The following is a 14,331-nucleotide window of genomic DNA, read 5'->3' on the forward strand; positions in this document are numbered from 1 at the left end:
TCTTGTGTCGTGTGCGTGTGCGCTCAGTCCTCTTCGGACCCGAGCGTGCCGAGGTAGAGGCCGATGACCTTCGGATCGTTCAGCAGCTCGCGGCCGGTGCCCTCGTAGGCGTCACGACCCTGGTCGAGGACGTACCCGCGATCGCAGATCTGCAGGCACCGGCGGGCGTTCTGCTCGACCATGATCGTGGTGACGCCGGCCTTGTTGATGTCGGAGACGCGGATGAAGGCGTCGTCCTGGCGCACGGGGGACAGACCCGCGGACGGCTCGTCGAGAAGCAGCACCGAGGGGTCCATCATGAGGGCGCGCGACATCGCCACCATCTGGCGCTCGCCGCCCGAGAGCGACCCGGCGCGCTGCTTGAGGCGCTTGCCGAGCTCCGCGAAGATGCCCGTGACGAACTCCAGGCGCTCGGCGTAGGCTTTCGGATTCTGGTAGAGCCCCATCTGCAGGTTCTCTTCGATCGAGAGCGATGAGAACACGTTGTTGTTCTGCGGTACGAAACCGATGCCCCGGGCGACGAGCTTGTCGGACTTCAGCCCGACGACGCTCTTGCCGTCGACGGTGATCTCGCCCTCGCGCACCTTGACCATGCCGAAGATCGCCTTGAGCAGCGTGGACTTGCCGGCGCCGTTCGGGCCGATGATCCCGATCAGCTCGCCCTTACGGGCGGTGAGGTTCGCACCGTTGATGATGTTGATTCCCGGCAGGTAGCCCGCATAGAGGTCCTTGACGTTGACGACCAGGTCCTCCGTCGCCGTCGAGGCGGCGGGCGGAGTGGGGGAGGCGGTGGGATCGGCGGTCATTTCTGCTCCTCTTCGGCCTCGTGCACGGCGGCCTCCTCGGCCTCCTTGATCTCTTCCACCAGCTGGATCGCCTCGGTGTTCATCTCGCCGGCGACACGGCCGGTCACCACGCCGAGGTCGACATCCTGATGGCTGCCGAGATAGGCGTCGATGACGGCCTGGTCGTTCATGACCGTGTCCGGCGGACCCTCGGCGACGACGCGGCCCTCGGCCATGACGACGACCCAGTCGGCGATGTGGCGGACCATGTGCATGTCGTGCTCGACGAACAGCACGGTCATCCCGAGGTCCTTGAGGTCGAGGATGTGATCGAGCAGCGACTGCGTGAGGGCCGGGTTCACACCCGCCATCGGCTCGTCCAGCATGACCAGCTGCGGGGCGCTCATGAGCGCGCGCGCCATCTCGAGGAGCTTGCGCTGACCGCCCGAGAGGGATGCCGCGTAGTCATCGGACTTGGCGTCGAGCTTGAAGCGGGCGAGGAGCTCGCGCGCCTTCGCCTCGATGTCGTTCTCCTGCTTGCGCCAGATCGCGGGGATGATGCTCGCCCAAAGGCTCTCGCCCTTCTGGTGCGCGGCCCCGAGCTTCATGTTCTCGAGCACCGTCAGCAGCGACAGCGCCTTGGTCAGCTGGAAGGTGCGCACCTGACCCATACGGGCCACCTTGAACGACGGGATGCCGGAGAGCTGCGTGCCGTCGTAGGACCAGGTGCCCGAGTTCGGCTTGTCGAAGCCGCACAGCAGGTTGAACAGGGTCGTCTTCCCGGCGCCGTTGGGTCCGATGAGGGCCGTGATGGCGTTCCGCGGGATCTCGAGGTGCTCGACGTCGACGGCGGTGAGACCGCCGAAGCGTCGCGTGACGTGGTCGATGACCATGATCGGATCGGTCTTGGCGACGCCGGGGACCGCCTCGCCGGTGGCGAGGCCCGTGGTCTTCGGGCGACGCGCGCCCGGAGCAGGGCTGGATGACGGGTTACTTGACAAAGGTCAGCTCCCTCTTGTTTCCGAAGATGCCCTGGGGGCGGAAGATCACGATGAGCATGAGCGCCACACCGACCAGGATGAATCGCAGGGTCGCCGCCTGGATCGAGGTGATCGGCAGGACGCCGACCGCGGCGAGGGCCGGGAGGAAGGCGTCGAGGAACGCCATCAGCACCCAGAAGATGACCGCGCCCACCACGGGGCCGAACACCGTCGCGGCGCCGCCGAGGAGCAGGATCGTCCAGATGAAGAACGTCAGCGACGTCTGGTAGACGGCGGGGACCACCGCCGACGGGAGGGCGAAGACCACACCGCCGAGGGCGCCGAAGACGCCACCGATCATGAGGGCCTGCATCTTGTAGGCGAAGACGTTCTTCCCGAGCGAGCGGACGGCGTCCTCGTCTTCGCGGATGCCCTTGAGGACGCGGCCCCAGGGGCTGCGCATGAGCGCCCAGACGAGGTAGACCGCGATGCCGAGGAGGACGAGGCCGAACACGCGCACCCACAGCTGGTCGGCCGAGTAGGTGAACGGGCCGAAGCCGTACGTTCCCGGCGGGAAGGGGTTCGCGCCGCGGAAGCCCGCGTGATAGCCGCCCAGACCGTCGGCGGAGTTGGTGTACTCGTCGAAGACCTGCGTCGTGAAGAGGAGGCGCACGATCTCGGCCGCGGCGATCGTCACGATGGCGAGGTAGTCCGCCCGAAGTCTCAGCGTCGGTATACCGAGGATGAACGCGAAGATCATCGCGCCCACGCAGCCGATGAGGATGCCCACCCACCAGGGGAGGCCGAAGCTGAGGATCGAGATGGCGTACCCGTAGGCGCCGATGGCCATGAAGCCGGCCATGCCGAAGTTGAGCAGGCCCGCGTAGCCGAAGTGCACCGCCAGGCCCACCGCCGCCAGCGCGTACGCGATGGTGACCGGGCTGAAGATGTAGCCGAGGCTGAGGTTGATGATCTGTCCGAAGTCCACGGTCGGCCCCTACCCGAGTCTCTCTTTGCGACCCAGGATTCCCTGAGGTCTCACCAGCAGGATGAGGATCAGTACCACGAGGGCCCCCACGTACTTGAGGTCCGACGGGATCCAGAGGGTGGACACTTCCACCAGGATGCCGACGATCAGCGAACCGATCAGGGCGCCGAACGCCGTCCCGAGACCGCCGAGGGTCACCGCGGCGAAGATGAGCAGCAGCACCTGCATGCCCATGTCCCACTTCACGCCCGGGCGGAAGTAGGCCCACAGCACGCCGGCGATCGCCGCGAGCGATGCGGAGAGCATCCACACGACCCGGATGACCCGGTCGACGTTGATGCCGGATGCCGCGGCCAGTCCCGGGTTGTCCGAGATGGCCCGCGTCGCCTTGCCGATGCGGGTGCGCAGCAGCCAGTACGCCACCCCGGCCAGTGCGAGGACGCTGATGCCCATCGACCACATGTCGATGACGGAGAGGCTGATCGGGCCGATCAGGTCGATCTTCGGCGAGCCGGCGCCAGGCAACTGGTAGGTGCCGCCGCCGATGAAGAACTGGAAGACGTAGCGGCCGGCCAGCGACAGACCGATGCTGACGATCATCAGCTGCACGAGCCCGATGCCGCGCCGTCGCAGCGGTTTCCAGAGCCCGGCATCCAATCCCCATCCCAGGGCGACGCCGGCGACGAGGACCAGGGGGATCACGATCCACATGGGTAAGCCGAACCCTGCGAAGAGCAGAGCCATCACCGCGCCGAAGGTCAGCATCTCGGCGTGCGCGAAGTTCGTCAGGCCCGTCGTCCCGAAGATGAGCGAGACGCCGACGGCGGCGAGGGCGAGGAGCAGGCCGAAGTTGATGCCGTTGACGATCCGTTCGGTGAACTGGTCGACGAACGACGTGGTGACGCGGGTTCCCTCGCCGAGGAAGAGGTTCAATACGCGAGAGTTGGTGAGTCCGAACTCCACCTCGAACGACGCCGAGGTGCCCTGCACCGGCGCGATGCCCTCGGGCAGGAGGGTCGGGTCGACGATGACGCCCTCCGGGAGCGTGTCCTCGTCGACGATGAAGGTGTAGGTGTCCTTTTCCGGCACGTACAGGCGCCAGCGGCCGTCGGCGTCGGTCACGGTCGTGGCGTCGAATCCGCCGCCCTCGATCGAGACCTCGACACCGGGGACGGGGTCGTCCTCGAAGTTGATGAGTCCCGAGAAGTAGAACTGCGTCTGCTCCTGGTCGCCGCCCGGTTCATCGGGAGCGACGAGTGCCATCTCGGTGTCGGCGGACGCGACGGCGTCGGCGGATGCGGGAGGAGCGGCATTCGCTCCGGTGGGGGTGGCCAGCAGCATCATGGCCGCCGCCATCAGTGCACCGGCCATGATCACCACCCGATGCAGTGGTCGACCGCGCGACAGCTGCTTTGCGGTCACAGTCGTAGGACCCACGGAACCTCCAGTTCAGCACCACGCGCACGCCGAAGTCCGGGTCGCATCGGCCGTGATGAACGACGGTACGAGGTTACTGTTTCGTCGGTGTTTCGCCTACTTTCCGATCGATGCGGATACCGAGATGTGATCTGGGAGCGGTGCCGCACGGGCAGAGTGCATGGCCGCGACTCGCCGGGAATAGCGGCGGGGTGCCGACGTTAGAATCGTCAGCACGACCCGCGCACGCGCGCGAGCGTGCCCGCGATGCCCCCGAGCGCAGGAGAACCATGGATCAGCACGACCCCTTCGGCTTCGTCGGTCTCACCTACGACGACGTGCTGCTCCTCCCCGGGCACACCGACGTGATCCCGAGTGAAGCCGACACCTCGTCGCGGGTCACGCGCCGCATCACCGTGGCCACCCCGCTGATCTCCAGCGCCATGGACACCGTGACCGAGGCGCGCATGGCGATCGCGATCGCCCGCGAGGGCGGCCTCGGCATCATCCACCGCAACCTCGCGATCGCCGAGCAGGCGTCCATGGTCGACCGCGTCAAGCGCAGCGAGTCGGGCATGATCACCGATCCGATCACCACCACCCCCGACGCGACCATCGAAGAGGTCGACGCGCTGTGCGCGACGTACCGCATCTCGGGGCTTCCGGTCGTGGACGAGGACGGCATCCTCCTCGGCATCATCACGAACCGCGACATGCGCTTCGTCTCCGGGTTCGAGCGCCAGACGACGAAGGTCCGCGACGTCATGACCCGCGAGGGTCTCATCACCGGTCGCGTCGGCATCGGCGCCAACGAGGTGATCGCGCTGTTCGCGCGGCACCGCGTGGAGAAGCTGCCGCTCATCGACGACGACGGCAAGCTCGCCGGACTCATCACCATCAAGGACTTCGACAAGAGCGAGAAGTACCCGCTCGCGACCAAGGACGAGCACGGACGACTCCGCGTCGGCGCGGCCATCGGCTTCTTCGGCGACGCGTGGGAGCGTGCCGAGGCGCTCCGCGACGCCGGTGTCGACGTCCTCGTGGTCGACACCGCGAACGGACAGTCCGCCGGCGTCATCGACATGCTCCGTCGCATCAAGGCCGACGCGTCGTTCGAACACATCGACGTCATCGGCGGCAACGTCGCCACCCGCGAGGGTGCGCAGGCGCTCGTCGAAGCGGGCGTGGATGCCGTCAAGGTGGGCGTCGGGCCCGGCTCGATCTGCACGACCCGCATCGTCGCCGGTGTCGGCGTGCCCCAGGTCACCGCGATCTGGGAGGCGTTCCAGGCCGCCCGCGAGGCCGGCATCCCGGTCATCGCCGACGGTGGACTGCAGTACTCGGGCGACATCGCCAAGGCGCTGGTGGCCGGAGCCGACACCGTGATGCTCGGCTCGCTCCTCGCCGGCACCGACGAGTCGCCGGGGGAGATCGTCTTCCAGGGTGGCAAGCAGTTCAAGCTGTACCGCGGGATGGGCTCGCTCGGGGCGCTGCAGACCCGCGGCAAGAAGACCTCCTACTCCAAGGACCGGTACTTCCAGGCCGACGTGCCCAGCGACGACAAGCTCATCCCCGAGGGCATCGAGGGGCAGGTGGCGTACCGCGGCCCCGTCTCGGCGGTCGCCTACCAGCTCGTCGGGGGACTGCGGCAGTCGATGTTCTACGTCGGCGCGCGCACGATCGACGAGCTGAAGGCGAAGGGCAAGTTCGTGCGCATCACGGCGGCGGGTCTGAAGGAATCGCACCCGCACGACGTGCAGATCGTCGTCGAGGCGCCGAACTACAAGCGGTAGCCCTCGACGCCCGCGGGTCGGACGCTACCCTGGTCGCGTGATCAGGTCGCGGCGGCATCCGGAGTCCACGCAACGCACCACGCGCCTGGAGGCCTTCACCGACGGGGTGTTCGCGATCGCCGCGACCCTGCTGGTGCTCGACCTCACCTCATACTCCCTCGGGGCCGTCACCTCCGACGCCGGAATGTGGTCCGCGCTGACCGGGATGACCGTGCAGGTGTTCAACTTCGTGCTCAGCTTCGTCCTGCTGTGCCTGCTGTGGATGGTGCACGTCTCGCAGTTCGAATACATCGCGCGGGTGGACGCGGTCATGCTGTGGCTCAACAACGGCCGCCTGCTGTTCGTCGTCCTCGTCCCGTTCGCCACCAATGTCACCACCGAGTACTCGGAGTGGTTCGCGGGGCGCCTGGCGATGCCGGTGGTGTTCTTCGGCGCGGTGCTGTTCAGCCGGCTGCAGTTCGTGTGGGCGCGGCGGCGGCGCGAGGAGCTGATGCCGGATGTCACCGGCCGCGAGGCCGCCGTCATGGGGGCCGATTCGGCCAGCGCGCTCACCCTGAGCGCCGTCGTGCTCGTCGCCGCGCCGTGGATCGGCTCCATCGCCTTCCTCCTCTTCGCCCTGGATCCGGCGCTCTCGCGCGTGTTCGCGCGTCGGACCGAACGCCGGTTCCCCGTCGCAGGCGCCGGGTAGGCTGGAGGGCGTGACCATGGAGATCGAGATCGGCCGCGCCAAGCGCGCCCGTCGCGCGTACACGTTCGACGACATCGCCGTCGTGCCCTCCCGGCGCACGCGCAACCCTGAGGACGTCTCGACGGCGTGGTCCATCGACGCCTTTCAGTTCGACATCCCGGTGCTCGGCGCCCCCATGGACTCGGTCGTCAGCCCGCGCACCGCCATCATGCTGGGGCAGCTCGGCGGCCTCGGCGTCCTCGACCTCGAGGGGCTGTGGACCCGGTACGACGACCCGGAGCCGCTGCTGGCCGAGATCACCGGCATGGAGAAGTCCGCGGCGACCCGCCGCATGCAGGAGCTGTACGCCCAGCCCGTGCGTCCGGAACTGGTGCGCGACCGTCTCGCCGAGATCCGGGCCGCCGGTGTCACCGTCGCCGGATCCCTCACGCCCCAGCGCACGCAGGAGCTGTACGAGACCGTCGTCGCCGCCGGGGTCGATCTCTTCGTCATCCGCGGCACCACGGTGTCCGCCGAGCACGTGTCGAGCGTGGACGAGCCGCTGAACCTCAAGAAGTTCATCTACGACCTCGACGTCCCGGTCATCGTGGGCGGCGCCGCCACCTACACCGCCGCCCTCCACCTCATGCGGACGGGCGCCGCGGGCGTCCTCGTCGGCTTCGGCGGCGGAGCGGCATCCACCACCCGCGCGACTCTCGGTCTCCACGCGCCGATGGCGACCGCCGTCGCCGACGTGGCCGGGGCCCGCCGCGACTACCTCGACGAATCCGGCGGGCGCTACGTGCACGTCATCGCCGACGGCGGTGTCGGCACCTCGGGCGACATCGTGAAGGCCCTCGCCATGGGAGCGGATGCCGTCATGCTCGGCGTCGCGCTCGCCCGGGCGACCGACGCGCCGGGTCAGGGCTACCACTGGGGTCCCGAGGCCCACCACCCCAAGCTCCCGCGCGGCCGCCGCGTGAAGGTCGACCAGGTCGCGCCGCTGGAGGAGATCCTCTACGGCCCCGCCCCCGTCGCCGACGGCACCGCGAACCTCATCGGCGCGCTGAAGAAGTCGATGGCCACGACCGGCTACTCCGACCTGAAGGAATTCCAGCGCGTCGAGGTCGTCGTCGCTCCCTACGGAACCGGATGAGCACGACCCGCACCCCGGACGCCCCGCCCGCGGAGCCGGGTGACGCGGAGGTGTTCCCCCCGACCCTCCGTGAGGTGATGCTGCGTCCGCAATGGATCGCGCTTCTCGCGCTGTGCCTCGTGATCGCGGGGATCTTCGCGTGGCTCGGTCAGTGGCAGCTCTCGCGCGCGATCGACACCGACCCGCCGCCGCCCGGTGCGACCGAGCAGGTCCAGCCGCTCGAGGAGATCACCCAGCCGGGCGAGTACCTCCCCGAGCCGTTCGTCGGTCAGCGCGTCGAGACGCGCGGGTCGTGGGTGCCCGGCGACTTCCTCATCGTCTCCTCCCGCTTCAACGGCGGCGTCGAGGGGTACTGGGTGACCGGGCAGCTCCGGCTCGCCGACGCGGCCGTCCCCACCTCGATCGCGGTGGCGGTCGGCTGGGCGGCGGACGCCGCCGTCGCCCAGGACGCGGTCGACGACCTGACCGCCGCCGCCGCGGCATCCGAGGGGGAGGTCGTCGACATCACGGGACGCCTCATCTCCGACGAGGGTCCGGCCCTTCCCGACAGCGGCGACGACCCGCAGACGATCACGCGGATGTCGCCCCCCGCGCTCCTCGCGCAGTGGAGCGACACCGACGGGCTCGCGGTCTACCGCTCCTTCATCGTCGATGACCTGGCCGCTCCGGGACTCGTCGAGATCGACTCGCCGGCGCCCGAGGCGTCGTCGCCGGTCAACTGGCTGAACATCTTCTACGCGCTGGAATGGGCGATCTTCGCCGGCTTCGCCTTCTACCTCTGGTACCGCCTCGCCCGCGACCAGTGGGAGAAGGAGCTCGAAGACCTCGAGGACGACCCCGACGGCGCGGACGCCCCCGACCCCGACGCCCCACCCGGTTCACTTGTCGCCTCTGGCGGGTCTGAGGCCTCCGCACCCGCACTTCGGGACGAGTGAACGGGGCTAACCCACCGGTTTCGGCGAATGCGGGCCTCATCCGCGCGACAGGCGCCGCATGTCTTCGGTGGGCGGGACCTGGTAGGCCGCGCGGTAGTCGCGAGAGAAGTGCGCCGCGCTGAGGTAGCCCACGGCCGACGCCGCCTGTGACGCAGATCGCCCGTCAACGAGCAGCACACGACGGGCCTCGCCCAGACGGAGACGTTTCAGGTAGCGCATCGGCGTGAGCCCGGTGACGTCGCGGAATCGCCGGGTCAGGGTCGCGGTGCTGATGTGGCAGAGCGCAGCCACGTCGTCGATCGTCCACGCCCGTGCCAGATCGGCGGAGAAGTGGTCGATCGCGATCGAGACCGAGTCCGCATGCGCGTGTTGCGCTGCGGCGTGAAGACGTGGCGCTTGATCGCTGCGCATCAGTCGCAGTGTGAGTTCCCGAGTGATGAGCGGAAGCAGGACCGGGGCGTCCTCCGGGGCGTCGAGCAGGCCGAGAAGCCGGTCGACGGCGTCCGCGATCTCGGCTGTCGTCGTCCCCAACCGCTCGGGCGGCGCGGTTCGAGCGTCCCGCTGAAGGGCGCCGGCGACTTCGCTGACGACGGCGGGATCGAGCCGCCAGTTCAGCGAGAGGAAGTCGCCCTCCTCGCCCACCTCCATCACCCGTGCGATGACGGGCAGGTTGACCGGGGTGATCAGAAAGCTCTCCGGTCCCCATTCCGTCTCGAGGCTGTCGGCGTCGAGTGTGCGCTTGCGACCGCGGAGCACCATCGCGAGGCAGGGCGGGTACCGCACGAACAGCATCGGCGTCGGCGCTGTTGTGCGTCCGAGCGTCAGCGACAGTGTCTCCGCGCGGGCAGGGTTGCCGACGTGGCGGCGAGCCTTGTCGGCCGCTCGCTCGAGGATCGTCGACGTGCGAGCATCCATTCGACCATTCAATCCCAGACGGTTTCCGTCAAGGTCGTGCCGACGAAGATCAAGCTGCCCGTCATGTCGAGCGGGAGTCTTGAACCATGACGCTTACCTCCTCTCCTCCTCCTCTTTCCCGCGACGACCGTCTCTCCGGTCGGACAGCGATCGTCACCGGCTCCTCCAGTGGGATCGGTGAAGCGATAGCGCACGTCCTTGCCCTGTCAGGCGCACACGTCGTCGTCCACGGACGGAGCACGGCGCGCGCCGCGGCCGTCGCCGCCGACATCACCGGGCGCGGCGGCAGAGCGAGCGTGGTCACAGGAGATCTTGCCGAGAGTCCCGCCGCCGCGCGAGACTTCGCTGCACGTGCGGTCGAGGCGCTCGGCGGGCAGGTGGACATCCTGGTGAACAACGCGGGGATCTTCCCGGTCGGCCCGACCGCTGATCTTCCCGATGCGGATGTCGCGGCGCTCCTCGCGACCAACATCCGCGTCCCGCATGACTTGGTGGGCGCTCTCGCTCCCGCCATGGCGGCGCGTGGTGGGGGTGTCGTGGTGAACATCACCTCGTGGATGGCGAACGTGGGAACCCCGGGCGTGGCGCTCTATCCCGCGACCAAGGCCGCGCTGAGCCATCTCACCAAGGCTTGGGCGGCGGAGTACGGTCGGCACGGTGTGCGGGTGAACGCCGTCGCCCCCGGCGCCACCCTGACTCCCGGCAACGCCGACGCTGTCGCGATACTCGAAGCGATGACCAGTGGATCGCCGGCCGGCACACCCGGTCGACCGGTCGACGTCGCGTTCGCCGTGCGCTTCCTGGCCTCGGACGAATCGGCCTACATCCACGGCGCGACGATCGATGTCGACGGAGGGATCATCGCCGCGCGCGTCTGACCCGACGCGTGTCGCCCGGTCCTCGCGGGGCAGGGTGGCGCTCGGTGGCGCCTTCCGGCGGGTCCGAGCCGCCCGCGCCCGCATCACGGCGCCACTGAGCACGCCCCTCCTCGATTCACTTGTCGCTTCCTGCGGGTCGGAGGCCTTCGCACCCGCAGGAGGCGACAAGTGAACGGGATGGAATTGGGGGAGCCTCCCGCGGGGGCGGGGCGATACGCGCGCGCGATTACACTGGGGGCATGCCCCGCGCCCCCAAACTCGCGTCTTTCCCTGCCATCCGCGGTGCGCTGAAGTTCTATCAGATCGCCTCGATCATCACCGGTGTCGGTCTGCTCCTCCTCGTGGCGGAGATGATCCTGAAGTACACCCCGATGCACATCGAGCTCTTCCTCGGGGGAACGGGCGGGTTCCTGTGGTTCGCCCCGGTCATCGCCGGCGCCGACTGTCAGTGGTGGTCGCTGTTCCTCCCGAGCACGAACTCCTGCGAGATGATCTCCACCGGCGACGGATTCAACATCTCGCTGTTCATCCTCGTCGCGCACGGCTGGTTCTACGTCGTGTACCTGTTCGCGTGCTTCCGCATCTGGAGCCTCATGCGCTGGCCGTTCCTGCGCTTCATCACCCTGGCCCTCGGCGGCGTCGTGCCGCTGCTGTCGTTCTTCATGGAGGCGCGGGTGGCCCGTGAGGTCCGCCGCTACCTCGCCGATCGCGAGGCCGCAGCCGCGGCATCCGCGTCGTCCACCGTCCCCGCTTCGGAAGGCACCCGGTGACCGAACAGACCGAGACGTCCCAACGTCCCGTCCTCGTCGTCGACTTCGGCGCGCAGTACGCGCAGCTGATCGCACGTCGCGTCCGCGAGGCGGGGGTGTACAGCGAGATCGTCCCGCACACCGTCTCGGCCGAGGAGATCTCGGCGCGGAACCCCGTCGGCATCGTCCTCTCCGGGGGGCCGTCGTCGGTGTACGAAGAGGGGGCGCCGCGCCTCGACCCCGGCGTTTTCGAGCTCGGGGTCCCCACGCTCGGCATCTGCTACGGCTTCCAGGTCATGGCCCGAACTCTCGGGGGAGAGGTCGCCAACACCGGTCTCCGCGAGTACGGCGCGACCGACGCCACGATCATCACCGAGAACGTGCTGCTGGAGGGCCAGCCGGTCGAGCAGAACGTGTGGATGAGTCACGGCGACCAGGTCGCCGAGGCACCCGCGGGATTCACGGTCCTCGCGCGCACGGCTGCGACCGCGGTGGCGGCCTTCGCGAACGACGAGCGCCGGCTCTACGGCGTGCAGTGGCACCCCGAGGTCAAGCACTCCGATCACGGTCAGCAGGTGCTGGAGAACTTCCTCCACAAGGCCGCGGGGCTTCCCGCCGACTGGAACAGCGGCAATGTCATCGCCGAGCAGGTCGAGAAGATCCGCGCGCAGGTGGGGTCCGGCCGCGTGCTGTCGGCGCTGTCCGGCGGCGTCGATTCCGCCGTCTCCACCGCGCTCGTGCACGAAGCCGTCGGCGACCAGCTCACCGCGGTCTTCATCGACCACGGACTGCTGCGCAAGGGTGAACGCGAGCAGGTCGAGAACGACTACGTCGCCTCCACCGGCGTGCGCCTCATCACCGTCGACGCGCGCGAGACGTTCCTGAACGCCCTCGCCGGCGTCAGCGACCCCGAGGAGAAGCGCAAGATCATCGGGCGCGAGTTCATCCGCGCATTCGAGAAGGTGCAGGCCGACCTCATCGCCGACGCCGCGGCCGAGGGCGATCCGATCCGCTTCCTCGTGCAGGGAACCCTGTACCCCGACGTCGTCGAGTCCGGCGGCGGCAGCGGGACGGCGAACATCAAGAGCCACCACAACGTCGGCGGACTCCCCGAAGACCTCCAGTTCGAGCTCGTCGAGCCGTTGCGGACCCTCTTCAAGGACGAGGTCCGTGCGATCGGGCGCCAGCTGGGCCTTCCCGAGGCGATCGTGGGTCGTCAGCCGTTTCCGGGGCCCGGCCTCGGCATCCGGATCGTGGGTGAGGTCACCGCTGACCGTCTCGAGATCCTGCGTGAGGCCGACGCCATCGCCCGCGCGGAGCTGACGGCGGCGGGCCTGGACAACGAGATCTGGCAGTGCCCGGTCGTGCTCCTCGCGGACGTCCGCTCGGTGGGCGTCCAGGGCGACGGCCGCACGTACGGTCACCCGATCGTGCTGCGCCCCGTCTCCAGCGAAGACGCGATGACGGCCGACTGGACGCGCCTGCCCTACGACGTGCTGTCGAAGATCTCCAACCGCATCACCAACGAGGTCCGCGACGTCAACCGCGTCGTGCTGGATGTGACCTCCAAGCCCCCGGGCACCATCGAGTGGGAGTGATCCCGCGGCAGGATCCCGCCCCGCACGCGACATTCCCGGATGCCGCGTACCTGGTGCTGTCGAGCCGGCTCATCCCCGATCTCGACGGGGGGTTCACCCTGGCGACCCTCGCACGGGCACGGCAGATGGCGGATGCCGGTGTCGCCGGCGGCGCCGGTCCGCTCCTGCTGACGGTGGATCCGGGGAGCCCGGCCGATCACGCGCGACACCGCGCGATCTTCGCCGAGCGGGGTCTCGTGCGGCATCCGGAGCGGATGCGGAACCTCTTCGACGAGGCCGCCGATCCGGACGGGGGCGCGGCCGCTTGGCTTCGGGAGGCGGCGGTCGCCCGCGGGACCGACGCGGATGCCGCGGCTCCCGTCGACGCCCCGGAGTACCGCGCGATCACCGGCGCTGACGGGGCTCCGGTGATCGGGCTGCCGGTCATCGCCTGTGACCCCGACTGGCACACCTCGACCGCTGCCGTGCGGGTGCACGGGCGGAACGGCTCCGTCGTCGGCACGCTCGCCGGTTTCGGCGCCCTGTACCGAGCATGGCTTGACCATGTCGTCGCGGGAGAACGCGCGATCGCACCCTCCGGCCCGCGGCCGGTCGTCGTCGTGTGCGAGTCGCGTCAGCTCGGCGAGCTCCTCGTGCCGTGGTCCGATCCCGGGGCGCGCATCGTCCACGCGATCCACACGATCCACCTCGAGCCGCCGTACACCCCGGATGCCCCGATCAACGCGCTGTGGAGCCGGTGGTTCGCCGTCGCCGACCGGTTCGACGCGATCCTGTGGCCGACCGAGGCACAGCGCTCGGACGTCGCGCGCCGGTTCGGAGACGCCCCCGGGTCGGTCGTCGCGCCGCACGGAGTGGAGATCCCCGCGACCGCGATCCCCGCGCCCGGATCGACCGGACACGCGGGCCGCGTCGTGATGCTGAACCGTCTCGCCCCCGGCAAACGCGTCGACCACGCGATCCGGGCGTTCGCGGACGTGCGGGCGGCGGTGCCGCATGCCACCCTCGACGTCTACGGCGAGGGGGCCGAGCACGCGGCACTGGAGCGTCTGATCGACGGCCTCGGCCTGGCCGGGGTCGTGCGCCTCCGGGGGCGCACCGACGACCCCGTCGGCATCCTCGCCCAGGCCGCCGTGTTCCTGTCGACCTCCGCGTATGAAGGGCAGGGCCTCGCCCTCGCCGAGGCGCTGGCGACCGGATGCCCGGTGGTCTCCTACGACGCCCCGTACGGCCCGCGCGAACTCCTCGCGCGGGGAGGCGGCGTGCTCGTGCCCGACGGCGATGAGCACGCGCTCGCCGAGACGCTCATCGGCGTGCTTCGGGATGCCGCGCTCCGCGATCGGCTGTCGGCGGAGGCGGTGCCGTCGGCGCGCGCGGTCGACCCCGCCCACGCCGCCGCCGCCCTCGCCGCGGCGTGCGCCCTGGCGCTCGCGCACCCCGCACGGAGGCTCCCGGGCTGATCCCCTATGCCCGG

The 14,331-nt window shown here is 69.4% G+C and carries 13 protein-coding genes; 8 read left to right on the forward strand and 5 right to left on the reverse strand.

Features of this window, described 5'->3' with window-relative positions:
- Positions 1–23 precede the first annotated feature (23 nt).
- The 4 genes from LTL01_RS07960 to LTL01_RS07975 form a co-directional block, all read right to left on the reverse strand.
- Positions 24–806 carry an ABC transporter ATP-binding protein gene (locus tag LTL01_RS07960; RefSeq protein WP_236968118.1) on the reverse strand — a complete coding sequence of 261 codons (783 nt, stop codon included), beginning with the start codon at positions 804–806 and terminating at the stop codon, positions 24–26.
- Positions 803–1,678, reverse strand: coding sequence for an ABC transporter ATP-binding protein (locus tag LTL01_RS07965; RefSeq protein ID WP_236968197.1), 876 nt, complete (start codon positions 1,676–1,678; stop codon positions 803–805). The genes LTL01_RS07960 and LTL01_RS07965 overlap by 4 nt, the downstream gene beginning before the upstream one ends.
- Before the next feature lie 97 nt (positions 1,679–1,775).
- Positions 1,776–2,753: a branched-chain amino acid ABC transporter permease gene (locus LTL01_RS07970; RefSeq protein ID WP_236968119.1), complete on the reverse strand. Its 978-nt coding sequence runs from the start codon at positions 2,751–2,753 to the stop codon at positions 1,776–1,778.
- A gap of 9 nt (positions 2,754–2,762) precedes the next feature.
- On the reverse strand, positions 2,763–4,124 hold the full coding sequence (locus LTL01_RS07975; RefSeq protein ID WP_272877831.1) for an ABC transporter permease subunit: 1,362 nt from the start codon (positions 4,122–4,124) through the stop codon (positions 2,763–2,765).
- Positions 4,125–4,459: 335 nt separating this feature from the next.
- Between LTL01_RS07975 and guaB the strand changes: the two genes are divergently transcribed.
- From guaB to LTL01_RS07995, 4 genes are read left to right on the forward strand one after another with little or no spacing between them, the layout of a single operon-like run.
- Entirely contained in the window at positions 4,460–5,962 is a 1,503-nt protein-coding gene (gene guaB / locus LTL01_RS07980; RefSeq protein WP_236968120.1) for an IMP dehydrogenase, read from the forward strand.
- Positions 5,963–5,999: 37 nt separating this feature from the next.
- The gene (locus LTL01_RS07985) at positions 6,000–6,650 is read left to right on the forward strand and encodes a TMEM175 family protein (RefSeq protein ID WP_236968121.1); all 651 of its coding nucleotides are present in this window, start codon (positions 6,000–6,002) and stop codon (positions 6,648–6,650) included.
- A 16-nt stretch (positions 6,651–6,666) separates the two neighbouring features.
- A complete protein-coding gene (locus tag LTL01_RS07990) occupies positions 6,667–7,785 on the forward strand; it encodes a GuaB3 family IMP dehydrogenase-related protein (RefSeq protein ID WP_236968199.1) in 1,119 nt (372 codons plus the stop codon).
- A complete protein-coding gene (locus tag LTL01_RS07995) occupies positions 7,782–8,720 on the forward strand; it encodes an SURF1 family protein (protein WP_372461316.1) in 939 nt (312 codons plus the stop codon). The genes LTL01_RS07990 and LTL01_RS07995 overlap by 4 nt, the downstream gene beginning before the upstream one ends.
- Positions 8,721–8,756: 36 nt before the next feature.
- Here the strand turns inward: LTL01_RS07995 and LTL01_RS08000 are convergent, their stop codons facing one another.
- A complete protein-coding gene (locus tag LTL01_RS08000; RefSeq protein ID WP_236968122.1) occupies positions 8,757–9,635 on the reverse strand; it encodes an AraC family transcriptional regulator in 879 nt (292 codons plus the stop codon).
- An 86-nt stretch (positions 9,636–9,721) separates the two neighbouring features.
- On the opposite strand from LTL01_RS08000, the gene LTL01_RS08005 reads away from it, so the two are divergent.
- From LTL01_RS08005 to LTL01_RS08020, 4 genes are all read left to right on the forward strand, one after another.
- Positions 9,722–10,513: an SDR family NAD(P)-dependent oxidoreductase gene (locus LTL01_RS08005; protein ID WP_236968123.1), complete on the forward strand. Its 792-nt coding sequence runs from the start codon at positions 9,722–9,724 to the stop codon at positions 10,511–10,513.
- 239 nt (positions 10,514–10,752) lie between these two features.
- Complete coding sequence (locus LTL01_RS08010; RefSeq protein ID WP_053548516.1) at positions 10,753–11,283, forward strand: DUF3817 domain-containing protein; 531 nt, start codon at positions 10,753–10,755, stop codon at positions 11,281–11,283.
- Positions 11,280–12,860: a glutamine-hydrolyzing GMP synthase gene (gene guaA, locus LTL01_RS08015; RefSeq protein ID WP_236968124.1), complete on the forward strand. Its 1,581-nt coding sequence runs from the start codon at positions 11,280–11,282 to the stop codon at positions 12,858–12,860. Before LTL01_RS08010 ends, guaA begins: the two co-directional genes overlap by 4 nt.
- Positions 12,857–14,317 (forward strand): glycosyltransferase, encoded by a 1,461-nt coding sequence (locus LTL01_RS08020; protein WP_236968125.1) that lies wholly within the window; start codon positions 12,857–12,859, stop codon positions 14,315–14,317. Before guaA ends, LTL01_RS08020 begins: the two co-directional genes overlap by 4 nt.
- Positions 14,318–14,331: the final 14 nt, after the last annotated feature.

The sequence above is a fragment of the Microbacterium aurantiacum genome, assembly GCF_021654035.1.
Taxonomy (GTDB): domain Bacteria; phylum Actinomycetota; class Actinomycetes; order Actinomycetales; family Microbacteriaceae; genus Microbacterium; species Microbacterium aurantiacum.